The sequence below is a fragment of the Bacillus sp. A01H genome (assembly GCF_045277205.1).
Lineage (GTDB): Bacteria > Bacillota > Bacilli > Bacillales > Bacillaceae_G > Bacillus_A > Bacillus_A paranthracis.
In genome coordinates this window covers 5369556-5392786 of sequence record NZ_CP117702.1, presented here as the reverse complement: position 1 = coordinate 5392786, position 23231 = coordinate 5369556, and the positions used below count along the sequence as shown (strand labels likewise).

Below are 23231 nucleotides of genomic sequence, written 5' to 3'. Positions count from 1 at the left end.
AGATTAGAAGATATATAGTTTATTAAAAATTAAGGGGGAAGAAGAAATGGGTGTACAAAAAATTGTTGTAATTGGTGCAGGACAAATGGGATCAGGAATTGCGCAAGTATGTGCAATGGCAGGATACGATGTGAAGGTACAAGATTTAAAACAGGAGCAATTAGATAGAGGATTGGCTATTATTACGAAAAACTTAGCACGCCAAGTAGAAAAGGGGCGCATGAAGGAAGAAGAAAAGGAAGCGACATTAAACCGTCTTGCAGTAACGCTTGATTTAGATTGTGTGAAGGAAGCGGATCTTATTATCGAAGCAGCTGTCGAGAAAATGGATATTAAAAAGAAAATCTTTGCGAATTTAGATGAAATTGCTCCAGAACACGCAATTTTAGCGACAAATACGTCATCTTTGCCAATTACAGAAATTGCCGCGGTAACGAAACGTCCGGAAAAAGTAATCGGTATGCACTTTATGAATCCGGTTCCGGTTATGAAACTTGTTGAAATTATTCGTGGTTTGGCTACAGATGATGCGGTATACAAAACAATTGAAGATATTACGAAGAAAATTGGCAAAGTACCAGTTGAAGTAAATGATTTCCCAGGATTTGTATCGAATCGTATTTTATTGCCGATGATTAACGAAGCAATTTATACGTTATATGAAGGTGTAGCGACGAAAGAAGCGATTGATGAAGTAATGAAACTTGGTATGAATCACCCGATGGGTCCTTTAACGCTCGCTGATTTTATCGGTTTAGACACGTGTTTATATATTATGGAAGTGTTGCATGAAGGTTTAGGTGATAGTAAATACCGCCCATGTCCATTACTGCGTAAGTACGTAAATGCAGGATGGTTAGGACGTAAAACAGGTCGTGGTTTCTACGTTTACGAATAAATCCCCCTTTGTTACAAAATAGTGGTCTTACCAAATTATTAAAAGGATTTATAGCAAATGGAGGCGGAGTATATGAACTTTCGTTTTAATGAAGAGCAACAAATGATGAGAAAAATGGTTCGAGATTTTGCACAGAAGGAAATTGCTCCCTTTGTTCCTAGTATGGAACAAGGGGTGTTTCCAAAAGAGATTTTGCAGAAGATGGGTGAGCTTGGATTAATGGGAATTCCAGCGCCTGCAAAATACGGCGGGGCAGAAATGGATTTTATTTCTTACATTTTAGCAATTGAAGAAATTTCAAAGGTAAGCGCAACGGTTGGTGTAATTTTAGCTGTACATACGTCAGTTGGAATGAACCCGATTTTATATTTCGGAACAGAAGAACAGAAAGAGAAATACGTTTCTAAACTTGCGACTGGTGAATATTTAGGTGCATTTGCATTAACAGAACCAAATGCAGGATCGGATGCAGGAAGTTTGAAATCAAGAGCTGTGAAGAAAGGCGATCATTACATTATTAATGGATCGAAGGTGTTCATTACAAATGGTGGTGAAGCAAGTACATATATTGTATTCGCTTCTACAAATCCAGAGGCAGGAAAGAGTGGGATTTCTGCATTCATAGTAGAGAAAGATACACCAGGCTTAATTATCGGTAAAGATGAGCATAAAATGGGACTGCTCGGTTCTCGCACTGTACAACTTACGTTCGAGGATATGAAGGTACCGGCTGAGAATTTACTTGGTGAAGAAGGACAAGGATTTAAGGTAGCAATGGCGAATTTAGATGTTGGAAGAATTGGGATTGGGGCGCAAGCATTAGGGATTGCTGAAGCGGCGCTTGCATGTGCGATTGATTATGCGAAAGAACGTGAGCAATTCGGAAAGCCAATTGCGGCGCAGCAAGGGATTGGCTTCAAACTTGCAGATATGGCAACTAGTGTAGAAGCGGCGCGATTACTCGTATATAGGGCGGCATCGCTAAGAGCGCAAGGATTACCATGTGGTAAGGAAGCATCTATTGCGAAATTATTCGCTTCTAAAACAGCTGTTGAAGTTGCGATTGAAGCGGTGCAAGTATTTGGGGGATACGGTTATACGAAGGACTATCCAGTAGAAAGATTTTTCCGTGATGCGAAAATCACGCAAATATATGAAGGAACGAGCGAAATACAGAAACTTGTTATTAGCCGAGCTTTATAAAAGCACAAGGGGGAGACGGGCATGCATTTTAAACTATCAGAAGAACATGAAATGATAAGAAAAATGGTTCGAGACTTTGCTAAGAATGAAGTAGCACCGACGGCAGCTGAGCGTGATGAAGAAGAGAGATTTGATCGTGCAATATTTGATCAAATGGCCGAGCTTGGTTTAACTGGTATTCCGTGGCCTGAAGAATACGGCGGAATTGGAAGCGATTACTTAGCATATGTAATTGCTATTGAAGAATTATCGCGTGTATGTGCTTCTACAGGTGTAACATTGTCTGCACATACTTCGCTTGCTGGTTGGCCAATTTTTAAATTTGGAACAGAAGAGCAAAAGCAAACATTTTTACGACCGCTGGCTGAAGGAAAGAAAATTGGTGCGTACGGCTTAACGGAGCCAGGGTCTGGATCGGATGCTGGTGGAATGAAGACGATCGCCAAAAGAGATGGAGACCATTATGTATTAAATGGATCAAAAATATTTATCACTAATGGTGGTATTGCTGATATTTATGTTGTTTTCGCATTAACTGATCCTGAATCGAAGCAGCGTGGCACGAGTGCATTTATAGTGGAAAGTGATACACCAGGATTTTCAGTTGGGAAGAAGGAGAGTAAATTAGGGATTCGCTCTTCACCAACAACTGAAATTATGTTCGAAGATTGCCGTATTCCTGTAGAGAATTTACTTGGTGAAGAAGGACAAGGGTTTAAGATAGCGATGCAAACATTAGATGGTGGCCGTAACGGTATTGCGGCGCAAGCGGTCGGTATTGCACAAGGGGCTTTAGATGCTTCCGTAGAATATGCAAGAGAGCGTCATCAGTTTGGGAAGCCGATTGCGGCGCAACAAGGGATTGGTTTTAAACTTGCAGATATGGCAACGGATGTGGAGGCGGCGCGTCTTCTAACATATCAAGCAGCTTGGCTGGAATCGGAAGGGCTTCCGTATGGGAAAGAGTCAGCGATGTCAAAAGTATTTGCAGGTGATGCAGCGATGAAGGTGACGACGGAAGCGGTACAAGTATTTGGTGGTTACGGTTATACGAAAGATTATCCAGTAGAGCGATACATGCGAGATGCAAAGATTACACAGATATATGAAGGAACACAAGAGATTCAAAGGCTCGTAATTTCTCGTATGTTAACGAAGTAGGATCAAAGGCGTAGGTATTTTCCTACGCTTTTTCCTTCCAAAAAATAATAGAGAGGTGAAGGGGATGGTTAAACATAATGTGCATGCATCAGTGAAAGATGAAAAATTAGTTGCGTTAAGGCGTGAACAAATGATTAAAGGTGCAGTACAACTGTTTAAACAAAAAGGATTTCCGCGTACAACAACGAGAGAGATTGCAAAGGCAGCTGGATTTAGTATTGGAACGCTTTATGAATACATTCGTACAAAAGATGATGTTTTGTATTTAGTTTGTGATAGTATTTATGAACATGTAAAAGAAAGATTAGAGGAAGTAGTTTGTACGGAAAAAGGAAGTGTAGAAAGTTTAAAGATAGCAATAACGAATTATTTTAAAGTGATGGACGAATTGCAGGAAGAAGTATTAATAATGTATCAAGAGGTACGCTTTTTACCGAAAGAATCACTCCCGTACGTATTAGAAAAGGAGTTTCAAATGGTAGGAATGTTTGAGAATATTTTAGAACAGTGTACGGAAAACGGAACATTTACATTAAATAAAAAAGAAATACAGCTTCTTGCGCATAATATTTTTATACAAGGACAGATGTGGGGATTTCGACGTTGGGCGTTGCAAAAGCTATATACGCTCGAGGAATATACAGACATGCAAATTAGGTATGTATTACAAGGGGCCCATATGCTTCCGAAATAAGGAATGCACAAATTATAATTTTACTACCCTATAAAAGTTTCCCGTTTTTTTTGTAGCATATTTGTGCGACTTTTGTTTATAATGAATAGTATGGATTTTTTTAAGCAGGCCGTTATATATAAGGTTATATTTGATGAAAGGAAGTGCCGCATAAGTGGATTTTAAGCAATATTCACCAGAAGAGCTAAAAGAATGTTCAATGATTGAAGTTGTACATAGCGTTTTAGGGGATAAAAAACAAGCAACGACATTCAACGAGTTGGTTCAAGAAATCGCTCAAGTGCTGGGACTATCTCAAGAGCAAGTTAATGCGAAGATCGCACAATTTTATACAGACTTAAACATTGATGGACGTTTCATTAATTTAGGAGAAAATCGTTGGGGATTACGTAGCTGGTACCCATATGAGCAAATTGATGAAGAAATCTTGCCTCAACCAAAACCGAAGAAGAAACGTAAAGTTGAAGAAGACGGTTTTGACGACTACATTGAAGAAGATGAAGATGACTTTGATGATGTAGACGGAAATGAAGACGAAGATGATGATGTAGAAGATTTGGACAAGGTTCTTGAAGACGAAGACGGAGACGACGATGATCTTGATGATTTAGAGGACGATGAAGATGACTTCGCTGAAGAAGAACTTGAGTATGATGAAACTGAAGAAGAAGAAGAGGAAGAACTGTAGTTCTTGACTTTTCATTATCGTCCATGTAGAATCATTTTTGGGCTCTTTAAAAAAGGACGATAATACTTTTAAAGTGTAAATATAAAAGAAAATTGCTCCCTACTTATTACTTTATGTGATGAGGGGAGCAATTTTCTTTTTTGTTTTTTGTTTAGAAAATAAAAAGAGTCTAACAATAAGATGGATACAGTGTTATCTACATACGTTGCGCTTTGCAACGGTGATTATATAACAGCAAAATAGAAGGGAGCTTTTTCATGACTAAGTATATTTTTGTAACAGGCGGTGTAGTATCGTCTTTAGGTAAAGGTATTACAGCAGCATCTCTTGGAAGACTTTTAAAAAATCGTGGTTTAAACGTAACAATTCAAAAGTTTGATCCATACATTAACGTAGACCCAGGGACTATGAGCCCATACCAACACGGTGAGGTATTCGTAACAGATGATGGTGCAGAAACTGACTTAGACCTTGGTCACTATGAGCGTTTCATCGACATCAACTTAAACAAATACAGCAACGTAACAACAGGTAAAATTTACTCTTCAGTTCTTCAAAAAGAGCGTCGTGGTGAATACCTAGGAGGAACAGTTCAAGTTATTCCTCACATTACTAACGAAATTAAAGAGCGCGTATACCGTTCTGGTCGCGAAACAAACGCGGACGTTGTTATTACAGAAATCGGTGGAACTGTTGGTGACATCGAGTCTCTACCATTCTTAGAAGCAATCCGTCAAATTAAGAGCGACATCGGTCGTGACAATGTAATGTACATTCACTGTACGTTAATCCCGTACTTAAAAGCAGCGGGTGAAATGAAAACAAAACCAACGCAACATAGCGTTAAAGAGCTTCGCAGTTTAGGTATTCAACCAAATATTATCGTTGTTCGTACAGAAATGCCTGTTTCTCAAGATATGAAAGACAAGCTTGCATTATTCTGTGACATTGATACAAAAGCAGTTATTGAAGCACGCGATGCAGATACTTTATATGCAGTTCCATTATCTCTTCAAGAGCAAAATATGGACCAAATCGTTTGCGATCACTTAAAATTAGACAATCCAGCTGCAGATATGACAGAGTGGACTGCGCTAGTTGAAAAAGTACGTAACCTTTCTAAGAAAACAAAAATCGCTCTTGTTGGTAAATACGTAGAGCTTCAAGATGCATACATTTCTGTTGTAGAAGCACTTCGTCATGCGGGTTACTCTTTCGACACAGATGTAGAAGTGAAATGGGTAAATGCTGAGCACGTAACAGCAGAGAACGTACAAGAATTAGTAGGAGACACAGATGGTATCCTTGTACCAGGTGGCTTCGGTGATCGTGGTGTAGAAGGTAAAATCGTTGCAATTCAATATGCTCGTGAAAACAAAGTTCCATTCCTAGGAATTTGCTTAGGTATGCAACTTGCATCAATCGAATTCGCACGTAACGTATTAGGATTAGAAGGAGCTAACTCTTCTGAAATCAATCCTGACACACCTTACGCAATCATCGACTTATTACCAGAACAAAAAGATGTAGAAGACTTAGGTGGTACACTTCGTCTTGGTCTATATCCATGTAAGCTTGCTGAAGAAACAAATGCTTACAACGCTTACAATGAGCCGGTTGTATATGAGCGTCATCGTCATCGTTATGAGTTCAACAATCAATTCCGTCCGGATATGGAAAAAGAAGGATTTGTATTCTCTGGTACAAGCCCAGATGGCCGTCTAGTTGAAATCATTGAATTAAAAGATCACCCTTGGTTCGTGGCAGCACAGTTCCACCCAGAACTTGTTTCTCGTCCAAACCGTCCACAGCCATTGTTCCATGACTTCGTAAAAGCTTCTATTACGAATAAAGAGAGCAAGTAATAAAAAAGCGCCTGAAATAGGGCGCTTTTTTTAATATTCATTTAACATTTCATCGATTGTAAATTTGATTCCGTGATATGCAAATAAAGCTATCATTAAGCTTGGGAATCCGTAGCGATTACCTTCATCGTCTGGAATAAGCCCTTTTAACAGTTTTGTATCAATATGTACATCTGTATATTGTTCTAGTGATTCATTGCCTTCTTGAATAGCAGAGATGCCGACAATAGAGTGTCCATCTGCTTGCAGTTTTTTTGCTATTGCTACAACTTCTTCATCTGTTGAAAAACGGCTAATAAGAAGCACACGATCTGCAGAAGTTACTTCTACTTCTTTACCATTTTCAAAAAATCGTTTTGCTTGCTTCATTGGTTCAGCACCGAATAGTGCTTCAGCAACAACGCCCTCCATTTCATTTGTACCATGTAAATAAATGAAACCTTCGCCAACTAATGCTTGAGCAAGTAGACGGGCGCTATCTTCTATATTCATTTCCTCTTTTTGAGAAACTCTGGAGAAATAACCGCTTAATTGGGTTGAAAAAATTTTTAACATAATGTTACTCCCTTCGTACGTGTTTACCGGCTTTCATTATAGTTTATTTTTTTAGAAAGGTGAAATCGAAGGTGGCATAACAAAATAGGAAACGGTAAAATAAGAAAGAAATAGGAAGGAATTTGGTAAAGAATAGCGAAAATTAATCGTTAAGATATAAGAAGCTTTAAATCTTGTACTTACACAGAAAGGTTGGGAGTTATGGAAGGGAAAATTTTAATCGTTGATGATCAATATGGCATTCGTGTGTTATTACATGAAGTGTTCCAAAAAGAAGGTTATCAGACATTCCAAGCAGCGAATGGATTTCAAGCTTTAGATATCGTGAAAAAAGATAATCCAGATTTAGTTGTGTTAGATATGAAAATTCCAGGTATGGATGGTATAGAGATTTTAAAGCATGTAAAAGAAATTGATGAGAGTATTAAAGTGATTTTAATGACTGCTTATGGAGAGCTTGATATGATCCAAGAAGCAAAAGATTTAGGTGCTTTAATGCATTTTGCTAAACCATTTGATATTGATGAAATTCGTCAAGCGGTGAGAAATGAACTCGCTGTAGAGGCTTAAAAATGAATTTTTTATAAAAAATATGGAAAAAAGCGTTTACATGGACTATTGTGCAGGTGAATACGGTTGAGTTTTTGAGTACAAGTTGTTATCCTATTGAGTGTAGAAAAAAGTCCGGTATGTAGATATACATATTTTACCTTATTCTGGTCATACTACCAGCGATAAGAACTTATCGGATACAAAAAACGTTTTTTAGGAGGATTCACCATGCCTTTAGTTTCTATGAAAGAAATGCTAAACAAAGCACTAGAAGGAAAATACGCAGTTGGTCAATTCAACATGAACAACTTAGAGTGGACTCAAGCTATCTTAGCTGCTGCGGAAGAAGAAAAATCTCCTGTAATCCTAGGTGTATCTGAGGGTGCAGCTCGTCATATGACTGGTTTCAAAACAGTTGTAGCTATGGTTAAAGCTTTAATCGAAGAAATGAACATCACTGTTCCTGTAGCGATTCACCTTGACCATGGTTCAAGCTTCGAAAAATGTAAAGAAGCAATCGATGCAGGTTTCACATCTGTAATGATCGACGCTTCTCACCACCCATTCGAAGAAAACGTAGAAACTACTAAAAAAGTAGTAGAATACGCACACGCTCGTAACGTATCTGTTGAAGCTGAGCTTGGAACAGTTGGCGGACAAGAAGACGACGTAATCGCTGAAGGCGTAATTTACGCTGACCCAGCTGAGTGTAAGCACCTTGTTGAAGCAACAGGTATCGATTGCCTAGCTCCAGCTTTAGGTTCTGTACACGGTCCTTACAAAGGTGAGCCTAACTTAGGATTCGCTGAAATGGAACAAGTTCGTGACTTCACTGGCGTACCTTTAGTATTACACGGTGGTACTGGTATCCCAACTGCTGATATCGAAAAAGCTATCTCTTTAGGTACTTCAAAAATCAACGTAAACACTGAGAACCAAATTGAGTTTACAAAAGCTGTTCGTGAAGTATTAAACAAAGACCAAGAAGTTTACGATCCTCGTAAATTTATCGGACCTGGCCGCGACGCTATCAAAGCAACTGTTATTGGTAAAATTCGCGAATTCGGTTCTAACGGTAAAGCGTAAGAATAAAATTCCGTTTTGGAAACCGTCTACTCTTTTAGACGGTTTCCTTTCGTTGTATAATGAAAGCGTGAACAAGTCTAAAGATTTTATCATTTTGTTTTTGAAATAGAAAATAATGTGCATAGTCCTATTAATGAATGTGATAATGTATCTAAATTGATAAAGTAAATTCGATAAATAGTTAATCTTTATCTTTTTGTATTACAGGAGAAATGAAGATGATGGTTTCCTATTTATTGAGTGTTAGGGTGGAAAGAGTGATTGAGATTCTTAAGGGGGAGCTTTCTATAAAAATATAGAAAGTAAATACATTCACAAGAAGGGAGCTCAATATGGAAAAATTGCTAATTGAAGGCGGAAGAGCTTTAAATGGAACAATTCGTGTGAGTGGTGCAAAGAACAGCGCCGTTGCACTAATTCCAGCGACAATTTTAGCAGATACTCCAGTAACTATTGGTGGTGTCCCTAATATTTCGGACGTGAAAATGTTAGGAGACTTACTAGAGGAAATTGGAGGAAGAGTAACGTATGGACAGGAGGAAGAGATGGTAGTCGATCCTTCTAACATGGTTGCAATGCCTTTACCAAATGGAAAAGTGAAAAAATTGCGTGCTTCTTATTATTTAATGGGTGCGATGCTTGGCCGTTTTAAAAAAGCTGTTATTGGGCTTCCAGGTGGATGTCACTTAGGACCGAGGCCGATTGATCAGCACATTAAAGGATTTGAAGCGTTAGGTGCACATGTTACGAATGAACAAGGTGCTATCTATTTAAGAGCAGATGAACTACGAGGGGCACGTATTTATTTAGATGTTGTTAGTGTAGGAGCTACGATTAATATTATGCTAGCAGCTGTACGAGCGAAAGGTAGAACTGTTATTGAAAACGCAGCGAAAGAACCAGAGATTATTGATGTAGCTACATTGTTAACTAGCATGGGAGCACGCATTAAAGGTGCTGGTACAGATGTAATCCGAATTGATGGTGTGGATTCATTGCACGGTTGTCATCATACGATCATTCCAGATCGTATTGAAGCGGGTACGTATATGATTTTAGGTGCTGCGTCAGGAGGAGAAGTAACAGTTGATAATGTTATTCCTCAGCATTTGGAGTCAGTTACTGCAAAATTAAGAGAAGCTGGTGTCCAAGTTGAAACGAATGATGACCAGATTACAGTGAACGGTGATAGAAGATTAAAAGTAGTTGATATAAAAACGCTTGTATATCCAGGTTTCCCAACAGATTTACAACAGCCATTTACAACACTTTTAACAAAGGCGCATGGAACGGGTGTTGTAACGGATACGATTTATGGCGCACGTTTTAAACATATTGATGAATTACGTCGCATGAATGCGCAAATTAAAGTAGAAGGTCGGTCAGCTATCGTAACTGGTCCTGTTTTATTACAAGGTGCAAAAGTGAAAGCGAGTGATTTGCGAGCTGGAGCAGCTCTTGTTATTGCAGGATTGATGGCGGATGGAATTACAGAAGTAACCGGACTTGAGCATATTGATCGTGGCTATGAAAATATAGTAGACAAGCTTAAAGGGCTTGGTGCAAACATTTGGCGAGAACAAATGACAAAGCAAGAAATTGAAGAAATGAAGAACGCATAAGTGATACTTCCGCGAGGGGGAAGCGAAGCATCACTACTTGCGGAAGTACACTTTATAGAAAAACACGGTTCACAAAATACGGCAGAAATATAAAGACTTAAAGGAGAGGGATTATCGTGGAAAGAAGTTTATCTATGGAGTTAGTACGTGTAACAGAGGCTGCAGCTTTATCATCAGCGCGTTGGATGGGACGCGGGAAAAAGGATGAGGCAGACGGTGCAGCAACATCAGCTATGCGTGATGTATTTGATACAATTCCGATGAAAGGTACAGTTGTAATTGGTGAAGGTGAAATGGATGAAGCACCAATGCTATATATCGGAGAAAAATTAGGTACAGGATATGGTCCGCGTGTAGACGTTGCAGTTGATCCTTTAGAAGGGACAAACATTGTAGCAGCTGGTGGATGGAATGCTCTTGCTGTTATTGCAATTGCAGATCATGGTAATTTGTTACATGCTCCTGACATGTACATGGATAAAATCGCGGTTGGCCCAGAAGCAGTTGGGGCGGTCGATATTGATGCGCCTATTATCGATAACTTACGTGCAGTTGCGAAAGCGAAAAACAAAGATATTGAAGATGTTGTAGCGACAGTTTTAAACCGTCCACGTCATCAAGCAATTATTGAAGAAATTCGTAAAGCTGGTGCTCGCATTAAATTGATTAATGATGGAGACGTAGCTGGTGCAATCAACACCGCATTTGATCGTACAGGTGTAGATATTTTATTCGGCTCTGGTGGCGCGCCTGAGGGTGTGTTAGCAGCAGTTGCATTAAAATGTTTAGGTGGAGAAATTCACGGGAAATTATTACCACAAAACGAAGCTGAATTGGCGCGTTGCAAAAAGATGGGCATAGAAGACATCAACCGCATCCTTCGCATGGAGGACTTAGTAAAAGGTGACGATGCAATCTTCGCAGCAACAGGCGTAACAGACGGAGAACTACTACGCGGCGTTCAATTTAAAGGCAGCGTAGGAACAACACAATCCCTTGTTATGCGCGCAAAATCAGGCACAGTACGCTTCGTAGACGGACGTCACAGCTTAAATAAAAAACCGAACTTGGTTATTAAGTAAAAAGCGGAGGTGGCTTGCTCAGAAGGGGAAGGCATTGGAACTCCTGACGAAGAGGCGTTTTGTGCCTCGTAGGAAGAAGTGAAGCCACCGACCATTCTAGCTGCTGAAGCTGGATTAAATAAAAAGCGAAGACAAATTTTCTTGTCTTCGCTTCTTGTATTTGTGTTTCAACGTATTGATTAAAACTAGATAAAAGGGTTACAATAGTGAATATTACCCTACTTGAACTTATTGCCTTTCATTATTAATTATTTGCCTTCCGTATTTTTTCCCTTTACCCATGTGAAAAGAGAATAACGTTAAAGTGTGGTGTCTGAATGAATTTGTCAATTGCAGCATTAGAAAACATGAAATTAAAAGAGTTATACGAGCTTGCGAAAGAATTTAAAATTTCGTATTATAGCAAATTAACGAAAAAAGAGTTAATCTTCGCCATTTTAAAAGCTCGAGCAGAAAAAGAAGGTTTCTTCTTCATGGAAGGCGTATTAGAAATTATTCAATCAGAAGGATTTGGATTCCTACGTCCTATCAACTACTCTCCAAGCTCAGAAGATATTTATATCTCAGCTTCGCAAATTCGTCGTTTCGATTTACGTAATGGAGATAAGGTTTCTGGTAAAGTACGACCTCCGAAAGAAAATGAACGCTACTTTGGATTATTACAAGTTGAAGCTGTAAACGGAGATGATCCAGAGTCAGCAAAAGAGCGTGTGCATTTCCCTGCATTAACACCATTATACCCAGATCGCCAAATGAAATTGGAAACGGAACCGAAAAAGTTACCGACACGCATCATGGATTTAATTGCACCAGTTGGATTTGGACAACGTGGTTTAATTGTCGCGCCTCCAAAGGCTGGTAAAACTAGTCTATTAAAAGAAATCGCACACAGTGTTACAACAAATCATCCGGAAGCTGAATTAATTGTCCTTTTAATTGATGAGCGTCCAGAGGAAGTAACAGATATTGAACGTTCTGTTAAAGGAGATGTTGTAAGCTCTACTTTTGATGAAGTACCAGAAAATCATATTAAAGTAGCAGAACTTGTGTTAGAACGTGCAATGCGTCTTGTAGAGCACAAAAAAGATGTTATCATTTTAATGGATAGTATTACCCGTTTAGCGCGAGCTTACAACCTTGTTATTCCGCCAAGTGGTAGAACATTATCGGGTGGTATCGACCCAGCTGCCTTCCATAGACCGAAGCGTTTCTTTGGAGCTGCACGTAATATCGAAGAAGGCGGTAGCTTAACAATTTTAGCAACAGCTCTTGTTGATACAGGATCTCGTATGGACGATGTAATTTACGAAGAATTTAAAGGAACTGGAAATATGGAACTTCATTTAGATCGTTCATTAGCTGAGCGTCGTATCTTCCCGGCAATTGATATTCGCCGTTCTGGTACACGTAAAGAGGATCTATTAATTCCGAAAGAACATTTAGACAAACTATGGGGTATTCGTAAAACAATGCGTGATACACCAGACTTTGTTGAAGGTTTCTTACGTAAACTTCGTCAAACAAAGACAAATGAAGAATTTTTACAAAACATTGTTGCAGATTCGAAAAGATATGTAACAACGAAGTAAGGGGAAAAGATTGGGACTCGCTTATTTTATGGTAAGCGAGTTTTTTATGTTTTTTAGGTGATCTTAAAGAGAGATGAGTGGAAGGGCATTAGTTGGTTCTAGTTGGATGAGCGGCCTCCATTTTAAGATAATATCCAGCTTCAGCGGCTAGAATGGTCGGTGGCTTCGCGTCTTCCTACGAGGCAAAAAGCGCCTCTACGTCAGAAGCTCCATCCCCCTCCCATTCTGAACGAGCCGCTTCTGCTTTTAAAATTAAAAAGACAAAAACAGGTAGTTGCAAAATGAAGTTAGCCTTGTTATAATTTCATCATATGTGTTTCATCAATATAGTTGTGTATGCAGCTGAAGATGAAAAACTCTGTTTCGAAAATGATTCAGGGCGGAAGGAGATGAAAAGAATGAAAGCAGGAATTCACCCAGATTACAAGAAAGTTGTATTCATGGACACAAACACAGGCTTCAAATTCTTAAGCGGATCTACTAGAGGATCTAACGAAACTGTTGAGTGGGAAGATGGTAACACTTATCCATTACTAAAAGTTGAGATCAGTTCTGATTCTCACCCATTCTACACTGGACGTCAGAAGTTTGCTACTGCAGACGGACGCGTTGACCGCTTCAATAAGAAATACGGTCTTAAGTAATAAAAACATAAAACAGGCAAGTGTATCTATTCGCTTGTCTGTTTTTTTTGCGAAAATATTATACCTTTACCCTACTTTTAATTAAAAAGTAGATGAAAGGAGAGCTTCATGTACTTAATAAATCAGAACGGTTGGATTGAAGTGATTTGCGGTAGTATGTTTTCTGGTAAATCAGAAGAGCTTATCCGCCGTGTGCGTCGTACGCAATTTGCGAAACAACATGCAATTGTATTTAAACCATGTATTGATAATCGCTATAGTGAAGAAGACGTTGTATCACATAACGGATTAAAGGTAAAAGCAGTTCCTGTTTCAGCTTCAAAAGATATATTTGAACATATCACTGAAGAAATGGATGTAATTGCAATCGATGAGGTGCAATTCTTTGATGGGGACATTGTGGAAGTGGTGCAAGTATTGGCAAATCGTGGCTATCGTGTCATTGTAGCTGGTTTAGACCAAGATTTCCGTGGTCTACCATTTGGACAAGTTCCTCAGCTGATGGCGATTGCTGAACATGTAACAAAACTACAAGCAGTATGTTCTGCATGTGGATCTCCGGCAAGTCGTACACAACGATTAATTGATGGAGAACCAGCGGCATTTGATGATCCGATTATTTTAGTTGGTGCTTCAGAATCGTATGAACCACGCTGTCGTCATTGTCATGCAGTTCCTACAAACAAAGATAAGTAAAACTCGCTGCGCAAGGCGGGTTTTTTTCAGAATAGAGAGTGTGAGTGGTGTGAGCCACTTGCGCTTTAAGTTGTGATATCTAGCTCCAGCGGCTAGAATCTCCGGCCATTTCACTCTCTCGCTTGAAGCAAAAAGCACTTCAAGGTCGAGAGTTCCAATGGCCTGCGATTCTGAGCAAGCCGCTTACGCTTTTAAATATAATTTGCGTTTTTTTGAGTAAGTACCATATACTATTTGTATTAGATACTAGGATGTAGAGGTGAATGATGTGTTAGATCGTTTGCAAGCTGTAGAAAATCGTTATGAGAAGTTAAATGAATTGCTAAGCGACCCAGCAATTATTAGTGATTCAAATAAGCTTCGTGAATATTCAAAGGAACAGTCTGATATACAGGAAACGGTAGAGGTGTATCGTGAGTATAAGGATGTTCGTGAGCAATTAAAAGATGCGAAAGCAATGTTAGAAGATAAGTTAGACGCAGAAATGCGTGAAATGGTAAAAGAAGAGGTTTCTGAGTTAGAATCACAAGAAAAAACATTATCAGAGCGTCTGAAAATTTTACTTGTACCAAAAGACCCTAACGATGATAAGAACGTTATCGTTGAGGTTCGTGGAGCTGCTGGTGGCGACGAGGCCGCTTTATTTGCTGGTGACTTATATCGTATGTATAGCCGTTATGCTGAGGTGCAAGGTTGGAAAACGGAGATTATCGAGGCTAGCTATACAGAGTTAGGTGGATATAAAGAGATTATCTTTATGATTAACGGTAAAGGTGCTTTCGCGAAGCTGAAATTCGAGAATGGCGCTCACCGTGTACAACGTGTTCCTGAAACGGAATCTGGTGGACGTATCCATACATCTACAGCAACTGTAGCTGTATTACCAGAGGCAGAAGAAGTAGAAATTGATATTCATGAGAAAGATGTTCGTGTTGATACATTCGCTTCTAGTGGACCTGGTGGACAGAGCGTTAATACAACGATGTCAGCGGTACGTTTAACGCATTTACCGACTGGTGTAGTTGTATCATGTCAGGATGAGAAATCACAAATTAAGAATAAAGAAAAAGCGATGAAAGTATTACGCGCACGTGTTTATGATAAGTTTAGACAAGAAGCACAAGCTGAGTATGATCAAAACCGTAAACAAGCTGTTGGTACGGGTGATCGTTCAGAGCGTATTCGTACGTATAACTTCCCGCAAAACCGTGTTACAGACCATCGAATCGGTTTAACGATTCAAAAGTTAGATCAAATCTTACAAGGTAAGTTAGATGATTTCATCAATGCCTTAGTAATGGAAGATCAGGCTCAAAGGATGGAGGCAGCTGAGTAATGCGTGTCTATGAAGCCCTGAAATGGGCTTCTTCTTTTTTACAGGAGAATGGACGAGATGAAAATGCGGGAGAAATTGTCCTTTGTCATGTATTAAAGACGAATAGAACAGGATTATTGATGAACATGCGTGAAGAAATAACTGCGGAACAAGAAAAAAGTTTTACAGAGTTTATCCACAAGCATGTAGAAGGTATTCCTATTCAATATATGATTGGTCATGAAATGTTTTATGGAAGATCGTTCTTTGTGAATGAAGAAGTATTAATACCAAGACCAGAAACAGAAGAGCTTATAGTAGGAGTGTTAGAAAGAATCGAGCGTCATTTTGGTGATGAGAAAATACATGTAGCAGATATTGGTACAGGTAGCGGAGCAATTTCGATTACACTTGCTTTAGAAAATAAAAATCTTCATGTGTATACGGTAGATATTGCGCAGGAGTCGATTGAAGTTGCAAAAGAAAATGCGAAAACTTTGGGCGCAGAAGTAACGTTCTATCATGGTGATTTATTATCACCATTTTATGAAACGGGTCAAAAGTTAGATGTTGTTGTTTCAAATCCTCCATATATACCGGAAGAAGATTGGCGTGGTCTTTCTCCAGTGGTGAAAGAGCATGAGCCAAAGAGAGCGCTTGTTGGTGGTGAAGACGGATTAGATTTCTATCGCCGCTTTATGGAAGAGTTGCCGAATGTGTTGCAGAAGAAAGCAATTGTCGCATTTGAAATTGGAGTAGGGCAAGGTGAGGACGTGAAAGGGCTGTTACAACAAGCATTTCCACATGCTCATGTTGAGGTTGTTTTTGATATTAATGGAAAAGATCGTATGGTATTTGCGGAGATGGAGTAAGGTTTACACCTTACTCTATTTTTTTTGTGGAAAAATTCATATAGATTTTGAATTTAATAGTTTAGAAAGATGAAAGTCTGTCCACACTGTTTGTAGAAGGGACGGTGGAGGAAATGAAAAAACAAGTTATTGCTTATCTTCTTCTATTATTAATTGGTGCACAGTTACTTGTGCAGTTTGGATATATGAAAGCTGATGCGAAAGGGCCTTCAGTTATTCCGAAAGAGGCCGTTCGATTACGGATTTTAGCAAATAGTGATTCAGATAAAGACCAGGCGTTAAAGCGCAAAGTGCGTGATGAAGTAAAAGCACAAATTGATGGATGGGTAGCTGATTTAACTTCATTTGAAGAGGCACGCAAGGTCATTCAAAGTCATATTCCAGAAATCGAAAAAACAGTAGCAAATACGTTGAAAAAAGAAGGAAGTAAAGATTCATTTCAAGTGAAATTCAGTAAAAATGTAAAGTTTCCTACAAAGGTATATGGGAATTTTATTTATCCGGCAGGGGAATATGAAGCAGTCTTAATTACAATTGGGGAAGGGGAAGGGGCAAACTGGTGGTGTGTACTATTTCCACCAATGTGTTTCTTAGATTTTTCAAGTGGTACAGCTGTAAGGAAAGAAGAACATGTTGTGAAGGCTGAATCTCCTGAAGAGGAGCAAGTGAAACAAATAGATGATGAAGAAGTAGTAAATGCAGAAGAGAAAAAAGGGGATGAGGTGAAAGAAAAGAAAGTTGTAAAGCAGGAAGTCGCAAAAAAAGTAACAGCTTCTGAAAAAAAAGTAGTAAAAAATGAAACGAAAGTAGAAGAACAACCTGCAAGTAAAGAGGAAACAAAAACTGTGGAAAAAGTGGAGAAACCTGTGGAACAAAAACAAGAAAAGCGAAATGAGTATGTAAAAGTAGAAGAGGAAGAAGAAAAGCCGGAAGTTAAGTTATTTATTGTAGAAGCTTTTACATCTTTATTCTCTAAATAGTACTATTCGTAAATCCCTTCTCATATATAAAAAAGAGGAGGGATTTATTATGAAGAAGGTATATTTTGCGACAAAGGCAGATGTGGAAAGATTGCATTCTTTTTTCGGACAAGCTAATAAAAAAGATGATAAAATAAATGAGTTGTACGCACAGTTTATGATTTTGGAAGAGGCGGAAGAAATACGGGCAGTCATTGGATATGAACAAAGTGAAGAAAACGCACTTATTCGTTCTTGTTTATTCACACCTAATGTGGATAAACAGACTTTCTTATATTTTTTTGAAATGTTTTTGCAGTATATGAAAGAAAAAAATATTCGACAATTGTACTTACTAACAAATCATCCACAATCTATAACGATCTTTCAGTTTTTTGACTTTGTTACGATAGAGAAAGAGAACGTACCAGAGGGAATTCGACAGTTAGAACACTTTTGTAAAAATATAAAAGAGCCAAATGCAATAATACTAAATTGTCAGCTATTCACAAAGTTATCCACGGATTAATTAGGTTTATCCACATTTTGTGGATAAACCTTGTTTGTCTTTTGGATAAATCTCATAGTAAACTAAAAATAGACAAGTATTTCAGGGTAGAAAAGGACGTGGGAAAAAATGCATACAAATATGTGGGTTGTGGATAATGTTGTGGAAAGAAAAAAATATTATCCACAGTTACAAGAAGCAGCAAAATTATTAAGGGAAAATGAGGCGATTGCCTTCCCTACAGAAACGGTATATGGACTAGGTGCAAACGCGATGAATGATGAAGCGATTGCGAAAATTTTTGAAGCGAAAGGAAGACCGAGTGATAATCCACTTATTGTCCACATCGGTACAAAATCGCAGTTAGATGGTATTGTGAAGGAAATTCCGCCAGTTGCAGAACAGTTAATGGAGCATTTTTGGCCGGGCCCTTTAACAATTATTTTACCTAGAAAAGAAGGGATTTCAGAGAAGGTAACGGCAGGACTTAATACGGTTGGAGTAAGAATGCCTGATCATCCGGTAGCTCTTGCTCTTATTGAAGAGGCAAATGTACCTGTTGCAGCACCTAGTGCAAATCGTTCAGGTCGTCCAAGTCCGACGTTAGCATCTCACGTATATGAAGATTTAAATGAGAAAATCGCAGGTATTGTAGATGGTGGTGCAACAGGGGTCGGTGTTGAATCGACTGTAATTGATTGTACGAGCGCTGTTCCAACGATATTACGCCCAGGTGGAATTACGAAAGAACAATTGGAAGCGGTGATTGGCACGGTTTCTTTAGATCCGGCTCTAAAGGATGAGAAGGAAAAACCTAAATCACCTGGAATGAAATATACACATTATGCACCGAAAGCGCCGCTAAGTATTGTTGAAGGTTCACGTGAATTTATTCAGCTTATTGTGGATAAGAAAAAGGAAGAAGGATTCAAAGTCGGTGTATTAACGACAGAAGAGTATCAGCATGTATATAGCGCGGATGTTGTATTATCTTGTGGTGTTCGAAGTGATTTAGCTAGCGTTGCGACTAAATTATATGATGTACTTAGAACATTTGATGCAAGTGAAGTGGATGTTATTTTTAGTGAATCATTCCCGAATGAAGGAATAGGGAATGCCATTATGAATCGTTTAACAAAAGCGGCAGGACATCAAATTATTACTGAATGATAAGGTACGATTAGCAAACAGAATATTTCTCCTCGGATAAGCATATTGTGAAGTAGCACGTCCGAGGAGGGACATGAATGACGTTTGAACAGCTAATACCTTTAATAATTATGGCATTCGCCTTAGGGATGGATGCATTTTCGGTGAGTCTTGGTATGGGAATGATGGCCTTAAAGATAAGACAGATCCTGTATATCGGTGTGACGATAGGGATATTTCATATTATCATGCCATTTATTGGGATGGTATTAGGTCGTTTTTTATCAGAGCAGTATGGAGACATTGCACATTTTGCAGGTGCTATTTTATTAATAGGACTAGGATTTTATATTGTGTATTCCTCTATTTTAGAGAATGAAGAGACTAGAACAGCCCCTATTGGAATTAGTTTATTCGTATTTGCATTTGGTGTTAGTATAGATAGTTTTTCAGTAGGGCTTAGTCTTGGTATTTACGGAGCACAGACAGTTATTACGATATTACTCTTTGGATTTATTAGTATGTTATTAGCGTGGACTGGTCTATTCATTGGTAGGCATGCGAAAGGTATGCTCGGTACATATGGTGAGATAGTAGGTGGTATCATTTTGGTTGGATTTGGATTATATCTCCTTTTTCCTATATAATTTTAGGGGGAGGGCGTTATTTTACAAATTTCAATTTTAGGTTGGATTAAATTAATTCGCGAATGGTAAGATAGTTCCTTTCTGTGCATAGTTTTGTTTGTACTATACTGATTGCGCTAAAAAATTAAACATATAGAAAGGATGAGATGGATGACGAGATTGAAGCAAGTTTTTGGTATTATTATTAGTTTTTTTGTTTTTTGGTTTAGTATGCTCGGTGTACAAATGTTTGCTGAGTTTTTAGATATTGAGTCATTGAAGTTTGTTGCAGGGAAAACGGAGGCAGCGCGTGCCTTTTATTCTCCGTATCCATTTATAATTGTTTTTCTTATTACATTGCTTTCCCTATATTTCTTAGTCATTAAGCTTGGGAAACCGAAAAAAGAGAAAGTACCTACTTTAGAGGAGCAGAAAGAAGAGATATAAGGGGGATACTATGTCTAACATTTCTTTGGCAGAAGCTGTAAAATTAAAAAGTGTATTATCGAAAAGAATACATGAATTAGAAGAAGAGATGAACCAAATTGGATTTGTTGAAATTGAAAAAGGTGATACACTTCCAAAACAGACGCGTACATTGGTACAAGTTGAACAGGAGCTAGATGAAGTTCGCGCTGATTTTCGTCTTTTAGATAAATTAATGTATGAAGCAAATATCCGAAATGAAGTGAATTTCAACGGAGAGAATATAACGATTGTTGAAGCGATAGAACTTGCAACGCAGTTACGTGCAAAAGCTCGAAAGTGTAAAGAGTTTGGCGTGAGTAAGAAAGAAGAACATGTATATTCGTACGGTGAAACATCGTCGCTTGTAAAAGTAGCTATGTTTGATCCTGAAGTATATCGTGTAAAAGGTTTAGAGTTAGAGAGACAAGCTAATAGGTTATCTAACTTAATTAATGCGAAAAACTACGCCATTGAACTAGACTTTGATGGTGAAAAATACTTTTAAACCTTGAAGTGGTGAGACTCCGCTTCAAGGCATAGAAGAAGACCACTTTTGTAAAAATGAGATTTGTGATGGCCAAAGGACAACCAATCATCCAATAACCAATCACACTGTTACTTTTTACCGATGACCAATAATGGGAAAAGAGGTCGATGACCAATAATGAAAAATTATTTTTCTTCTTCTATGAAAAGGGTGTACCAAATTAATTTGGTACACCCTTTTATATTATTGTTACTTCTATTCTGAACGAGCCGTTTTCGCTTTTAGTTGTTATCCAGCTCCAGCGGCTAGAATGGTCGGTGGCTTCGCGTCTTCCTGCGAGGCAAAAAGCGCCTCTACGTCAGAAGCTCCATCCTCCTCCCATTCTGAGCGAGCCGCTTCCGCTTTTAGATTGGCCTCACTAATTCAAATTGTTCTCCTAGTTTTGCGTAGTTGTGTCCTGCTAGGCGGCTTACTGGTTTTAGTCCTTCGGCATGAATGCGTCCTTTTTCGTATAGGTGTTCTGCGACGTGGAAGCGAACGACGCGTCCGATTAGTAAATCGCAAGCTGGTGAGTCTTCTGTTCCGCCAAGGGGAATTGCGCGTTCTAGTACGCATTCCATTCGAATATTTGCTTCTTTTACACCTGGAACGGAGATGACATCACTTTCAATTGGTGTTAATTTTGCTAATTCAATTTCACTTTCATTTGGAGGGAGATTTGCTGCTGTTTCGTTAATTGCCGCTACATATGATTCATCAGAGATATGTACAACAAATTCTCCTTTTTCAATTGCGTTTCGAGAAGTGTCTTTTCTTTCTCCAGCTTTTCGTTGTACAGAAACTGAGATAAGTGGCGGATTAGCAGCAACAATATTGAAATAACTATATGGTGCTCCATTTAATACGCCGTCTTTTGTTACAGAAGTAACGAATGCGACAGGGCGTGGAATAATACTTCCTGTAAGTAATTTGTAATTCTCTTTTTCCGATTGTTCATTTGGATTAATGGATAACATGATTGAAATCCCCTTTCTAAATATGACGACTTATTGTTTGTTTACAAGATGTTAGTGGAAAACTCCTGCTGAAAATAATATTTTTATTACATAAAAAGAACTTACTTCAACCACAATGAAGTAAGTTCCACCTAAATAATCTCGGATTCAAGATAAAAATTATAGTAAAACGTATGCGCCAGGACCGATTAAAGCTACACCGATAGCAACAGCGATTAACATTAAGTTATATTCATATCCATTTTGAGTTACCCAGTAACCGTTTTTTCCATGAACAGTGAAGATCGCCATTAACATTGTTCCAACAATAAATAATGAACCGATTGCAGTGAAAATACCTGATGCGAATAAGAAACCACCTAATAGTTCAGTTGCACCAGCCATAAATGCCATAAATACACCAGGGCGTAAACCGATTGATTCCATCCAGCCACCTGTTCCTTTTAAACCGTAACCGCCGAACCAACCAAATAATTTTTGAGCACCATGACCCATGAATGTAATACCTATAATAAGACGAATAATAAGAAGACCGAAATCCATCATTTTTGAAAACCTCCTAAAAGTTATTAACTTACCTTACGTAAGTAATAATAAAATAGTTACTTACTTTAGTAAAGTGGATTTCGAAAAAAGTTTGAAAAAAATTTTACAAATTAACAACAAAAAATAAAATGTAGTAAAGACCTCTAGACAAGTTAGGTAAAAAAAGAGAAAATATAAGTAGAAGTTAACTTCTTATTGTTATTCAGACAATCAGAATTGACTGGAATTTTGTGAGACGCTACAATAAGAGTCTAGTAGTAATGACGTAATTTATTTCGAAAGCGTTTTTACAGTATAATATTCGAAGTATGAAGTCTTACGTTTATTCTGATCTTTAATAGAGATTGCCCTATAAACTTTTAGGTAAATTATAAGGAGGACTATCCTATGTTTAAAAAATTATTCGGTCTTGGTTCAAAAACAAATGAAGAAACAATTGTAGCTCCATTAACTGGAGCGGTGAAAAATATTGAAGAAGTACCAGATCCAGTATTCGCTGGTCGTATGATGGGTGACGGTGTTGCAATCGATCCTACTGAAGGTGTAGTTGTATCTCCAGTTGATGGCGAAATCGTACAATTATTCCACACGAAACATGCAATTGGAATTAAAGCGAAAAACGGTACAGAAATTTTAATCCACGTTGGATTAGAAACTGTAAAAATGGAAGGCGAAGGTTTTGAAGCTCACGTTTCTGAAGGACAAGCTGTAAAAGCTGGAGATAAATTAATCTCATTCGACTTAGAATTAATTCGTGAAAAAGCGAAAAGCACAATTACTCCAATCGTTATTACAAACACAGATGCAGCTGAGTCTATTAAGACAACTGTAGGTGTAACTGCTACAAAAGGTTCAACAGAAGTAATGAAAGTTACAATGAAATAATTATCACATGAAAGGAATCCGTTTCGTATGAAATGGATTCCTTATTTTGTTTTGTAGTCTGTTCC

The 23231-nt window shown here is 38.3% G+C and carries 25 protein-coding genes; 22 read left to right on the top strand and 3 right to left on the bottom strand.

Annotation, left to right across the window (positions count from 1 at the left end):
- The first annotated feature begins 46 nt into the window (after positions 1-46).
- The 6 genes from PSR14_RS28690 to pyrG all read left to right on the top strand — a co-directional run bounded on the left by PSR14_RS28690 (position 47) and on the right by pyrG (position 6509).
- Positions 47-898, top strand: coding sequence for a 3-hydroxybutyryl-CoA dehydrogenase (locus tag PSR14_RS28690; RefSeq protein ID WP_000538858.1), 852 nt, complete (start codon positions 47-49; stop codon positions 896-898).
- 72 nt (positions 899-970) lie between these two features.
- On the top strand, positions 971-2101 hold the full coding sequence (locus PSR14_RS28685) for an acyl-CoA dehydrogenase (protein ID WP_001011168.1): 1131 nt from the start codon (positions 971-973) through the stop codon (positions 2099-2101).
- 21 nt (positions 2102-2122) lie between these two features.
- Positions 2123-3262, top strand: a complete 1140-nt coding sequence (gene acdA, locus PSR14_RS28680) for an acyl-CoA dehydrogenase AcdA (RefSeq protein ID WP_098486900.1) — start codon at positions 2123-2125, stop codon at positions 3260-3262.
- 64 nt (positions 3263-3326) lie between these two features.
- Complete coding sequence (locus tag PSR14_RS28675) at positions 3327-3956, top strand: TetR/AcrR family transcriptional regulator (protein ID WP_000238604.1); 630 nt, start codon at positions 3327-3329, stop codon at positions 3954-3956.
- A 154-nt stretch (positions 3957-4110) separates the two neighbouring features.
- Positions 4111-4644, top strand: coding sequence for a DNA-directed RNA polymerase subunit delta (rpoE, locus tag PSR14_RS28670; RefSeq protein ID WP_000346283.1), 534 nt, complete (start codon positions 4111-4113; stop codon positions 4642-4644).
- A gap of 257 nt (positions 4645-4901) precedes the next feature.
- The gene (pyrG, locus tag PSR14_RS28665; RefSeq protein ID WP_000170454.1) at positions 4902-6509 is read left to right on the top strand and encodes a CTP synthase; all 1608 of its coding nucleotides are present in this window, start codon (positions 4902-4904) and stop codon (positions 6507-6509) included.
- A 30-nt stretch (positions 6510-6539) separates the two neighbouring features.
- On the opposite strand, the gene PSR14_RS28660 is transcribed toward pyrG, so the two are convergent.
- Positions 6540-7064, bottom strand: a complete 525-nt coding sequence (locus PSR14_RS28660; protein ID WP_000912421.1) for a DUF2529 domain-containing protein — start codon at positions 7062-7064, stop codon at positions 6540-6542.
- 201 nt (positions 7065-7265) lie between these two features.
- Here PSR14_RS28660 and spo0F point away from each other — a divergent pair, with 201 nt between their 5' ends.
- The 15 genes from spo0F to PSR14_RS28585 all read left to right on the top strand — a co-directional run bounded on the left by spo0F (position 7266) and on the right by PSR14_RS28585 (position 20737).
- Positions 7266-7634: a sporulation initiation phosphotransferase Spo0F gene (gene spo0F, locus PSR14_RS28655; protein WP_000398594.1), complete on the top strand. Its 369-nt coding sequence runs from the start codon at positions 7266-7268 to the stop codon at positions 7632-7634.
- 210 nt (positions 7635-7844) lie between these two features.
- A complete protein-coding gene (locus PSR14_RS28650; RefSeq protein ID WP_001131850.1) occupies positions 7845-8702 on the top strand; it encodes a class II fructose-bisphosphate aldolase in 858 nt (285 codons plus the stop codon).
- Between the two features lie 332 nt (positions 8703-9034).
- Positions 9035-10324: a UDP-N-acetylglucosamine 1-carboxyvinyltransferase gene (gene murA, locus PSR14_RS28645; RefSeq protein WP_000413260.1), complete on the top strand. Its 1290-nt coding sequence runs from the start codon at positions 9035-9037 to the stop codon at positions 10322-10324.
- 116 nt (positions 10325-10440) lie between these two features.
- Positions 10441-11406, top strand: coding sequence for a class II fructose-bisphosphatase (gene glpX, locus PSR14_RS28640; RefSeq protein WP_000442336.1), 966 nt, complete (start codon positions 10441-10443; stop codon positions 11404-11406).
- A gap of 317 nt (positions 11407-11723) precedes the next feature.
- Complete coding sequence (gene rho / locus PSR14_RS28635) at positions 11724-12995, top strand: transcription termination factor Rho (protein WP_001053898.1); 1272 nt, start codon at positions 11724-11726, stop codon at positions 12993-12995.
- Between the two features lie 398 nt (positions 12996-13393).
- Positions 13394-13639: a type B 50S ribosomal protein L31 gene (locus tag PSR14_RS28630; RefSeq protein WP_000643437.1), complete on the top strand. Its 246-nt coding sequence runs from the start codon at positions 13394-13396 to the stop codon at positions 13637-13639.
- 108 nt (positions 13640-13747) lie between these two features.
- Entirely contained in the window at positions 13748-14335 is a 588-nt protein-coding gene (locus PSR14_RS28625; RefSeq protein WP_000280862.1) for a thymidine kinase, read from the top strand.
- Between the two features lie 268 nt (positions 14336-14603).
- Positions 14604-15671, top strand: coding sequence for a peptide chain release factor 1 (prfA, locus tag PSR14_RS28620; RefSeq protein WP_000887065.1), 1068 nt, complete (start codon positions 14604-14606; stop codon positions 15669-15671).
- Positions 15671-16522: a peptide chain release factor N(5)-glutamine methyltransferase gene (gene prmC, locus PSR14_RS28615; protein ID WP_001267033.1), complete on the top strand. Its 852-nt coding sequence runs from the start codon at positions 15671-15673 to the stop codon at positions 16520-16522. The genes prfA and prmC overlap by 1 nt, the downstream gene beginning before the upstream one ends.
- Before the next feature lie 113 nt (positions 16523-16635).
- Positions 16636-17502 carry a stage II sporulation protein R gene (gene spoIIR / locus PSR14_RS28610; protein WP_002163457.1) on the top strand — a complete coding sequence of 289 codons (867 nt, stop codon included), beginning with the start codon at positions 16636-16638 and terminating at the stop codon, positions 17500-17502.
- Between the two features lie 49 nt (positions 17503-17551).
- Positions 17552-18010 carry a mechanosensitive ion channel protein gene (locus PSR14_RS28605; RefSeq protein WP_000758435.1) on the top strand — a complete coding sequence of 153 codons (459 nt, stop codon included), beginning with the start codon at positions 17552-17554 and terminating at the stop codon, positions 18008-18010.
- A gap of 108 nt (positions 18011-18118) precedes the next feature.
- On the top strand, positions 18119-19159 hold the full coding sequence (locus PSR14_RS28600; protein ID WP_000557347.1) for an L-threonylcarbamoyladenylate synthase: 1041 nt from the start codon (positions 18119-18121) through the stop codon (positions 19157-19159).
- Between the two features lie 77 nt (positions 19160-19236).
- Positions 19237-19785 (top strand): manganese efflux pump MntP family protein, encoded by a 549-nt coding sequence (locus tag PSR14_RS28595; protein WP_000142468.1) that lies wholly within the window; start codon positions 19237-19239, stop codon positions 19783-19785.
- 150 nt (positions 19786-19935) lie between these two features.
- On the top strand, positions 19936-20211 hold the full coding sequence (locus PSR14_RS28590; protein ID WP_000197468.1) for a DUF3935 domain-containing protein: 276 nt from the start codon (positions 19936-19938) through the stop codon (positions 20209-20211).
- A 10-nt stretch (positions 20212-20221) separates the two neighbouring features.
- On the top strand, positions 20222-20737 hold the full coding sequence (locus PSR14_RS28585; protein ID WP_000065590.1) for a hypothetical protein: 516 nt from the start codon (positions 20222-20224) through the stop codon (positions 20735-20737).
- 386 nt (positions 20738-21123) lie between these two features.
- Here PSR14_RS28585 and PSR14_RS28580 read toward each other — a convergent pair whose 3' ends face one another.
- Together PSR14_RS28580 and PSR14_RS28575 are read right to left on the bottom strand one after the other, a co-directional pair.
- Positions 21124-21735 (bottom strand): flavin reductase family protein, encoded by a 612-nt coding sequence (locus tag PSR14_RS28580; RefSeq protein WP_000949039.1) that lies wholly within the window; start codon positions 21733-21735, stop codon positions 21124-21126.
- A gap of 159 nt (positions 21736-21894) precedes the next feature.
- Entirely contained in the window at positions 21895-22281 is a 387-nt protein-coding gene (locus PSR14_RS28575; protein ID WP_000968618.1) for a DoxX family protein, read from the bottom strand.
- A gap of 387 nt (positions 22282-22668) precedes the next feature.
- Here PSR14_RS28575 and PSR14_RS28570 point away from each other — a divergent pair, with 387 nt between their 5' ends.
- A complete protein-coding gene (locus PSR14_RS28570; protein ID WP_000473666.1) occupies positions 22669-23166 on the top strand; it encodes a PTS glucose transporter subunit IIA in 498 nt (165 codons plus the stop codon).
- The last annotated feature ends 65 nt before the right edge of the window (positions 23167-23231 follow it).

What these genes read in the sequence shown, in the direction of transcription:
- acdA (WP_098486900.1), top strand. Translation starts at nt 2,123, where the DNA reads ATGCATTTTAAACTATCAGAAGAACATGAAATGATAAGAAAAATGGTT.
- spo0F (WP_000398594.1), top strand. Translation starts at nt 7,266, where the DNA reads ATGGAAGGGAAAATTTTAATCGTTGATGATCAATATGGCATTCGTGTG.
- PSR14_RS28685 (WP_001011168.1), top strand. Translation starts at nt 971, where the DNA reads ATGAACTTTCGTTTTAATGAAGAGCAACAAATGATGAGAAAAATGGTT.
- murA (WP_000413260.1), top strand. Translation starts at nt 9,035, where the DNA reads ATGGAAAAATTGCTAATTGAAGGCGGAAGAGCTTTAAATGGAACAATT.
- pyrG (WP_000170454.1), top strand. Translation starts at nt 4,902, where the DNA reads ATGACTAAGTATATTTTTGTAACAGGCGGTGTAGTATCGTCTTTAGGT.
- PSR14_RS28580 (WP_000949039.1), bottom strand. Translation starts at nt 21,735, where the DNA reads ATGTTATCCATTAATCCAAATGAACAATCGGAAAAAGAGAATTACAAA.
- PSR14_RS28630 (WP_000643437.1), top strand. Translation starts at nt 13,394, where the DNA reads ATGAAAGCAGGAATTCACCCAGATTACAAGAAAGTTGTATTCATGGAC.
- prmC (WP_001267033.1), top strand. Translation starts at nt 15,671, where the DNA reads ATGCGTGTCTATGAAGCCCTGAAATGGGCTTCTTCTTTTTTACAGGAG.
- PSR14_RS28585 (WP_000065590.1), top strand. Translation starts at nt 20,222, where the DNA reads ATGTCTAACATTTCTTTGGCAGAAGCTGTAAAATTAAAAAGTGTATTA.
- PSR14_RS28675 (WP_000238604.1), top strand. Translation starts at nt 3,327, where the DNA reads ATGGTTAAACATAATGTGCATGCATCAGTGAAAGATGAAAAATTAGTT.
- PSR14_RS28570 (WP_000473666.1), top strand. Translation starts at nt 22,669, where the DNA reads ATGTTTAAAAAATTATTCGGTCTTGGTTCAAAAACAAATGAAGAAACA.
- PSR14_RS28690 (WP_000538858.1), top strand. Translation starts at nt 47, where the DNA reads ATGGGTGTACAAAAAATTGTTGTAATTGGTGCAGGACAAATGGGATCA.
- PSR14_RS28650 (WP_001131850.1), top strand. Translation starts at nt 7,845, where the DNA reads ATGCCTTTAGTTTCTATGAAAGAAATGCTAAACAAAGCACTAGAAGGA.
- PSR14_RS28600 (WP_000557347.1), top strand. Translation starts at nt 18,119, where the DNA reads ATGCATACAAATATGTGGGTTGTGGATAATGTTGTGGAAAGAAAAAAA.
- spoIIR (WP_002163457.1), top strand. Translation starts at nt 16,636, where the DNA reads ATGAAAAAACAAGTTATTGCTTATCTTCTTCTATTATTAATTGGTGCA.
- rho (WP_001053898.1), top strand. Translation starts at nt 11,724, where the DNA reads ATGAATTTGTCAATTGCAGCATTAGAAAACATGAAATTAAAAGAGTTA.
- PSR14_RS28625 (WP_000280862.1), top strand. Translation starts at nt 13,748, where the DNA reads ATGTACTTAATAAATCAGAACGGTTGGATTGAAGTGATTTGCGGTAGT.
- PSR14_RS28595 (WP_000142468.1), top strand. Translation starts at nt 19,237, where the DNA reads ATGACGTTTGAACAGCTAATACCTTTAATAATTATGGCATTCGCCTTA.
- PSR14_RS28660 (WP_000912421.1), bottom strand. Translation starts at nt 7,064, where the DNA reads ATGTTAAAAATTTTTTCAACCCAATTAAGCGGTTATTTCTCCAGAGTT.
- PSR14_RS28575 (WP_000968618.1), bottom strand. Translation starts at nt 22,281, where the DNA reads ATGATGGATTTCGGTCTTCTTATTATTCGTCTTATTATAGGTATTACA.
- PSR14_RS28605 (WP_000758435.1), top strand. Translation starts at nt 17,552, where the DNA reads ATGAAGAAGGTATATTTTGCGACAAAGGCAGATGTGGAAAGATTGCAT.
- PSR14_RS28590 (WP_000197468.1), top strand. Translation starts at nt 19,936, where the DNA reads ATGACGAGATTGAAGCAAGTTTTTGGTATTATTATTAGTTTTTTTGTT.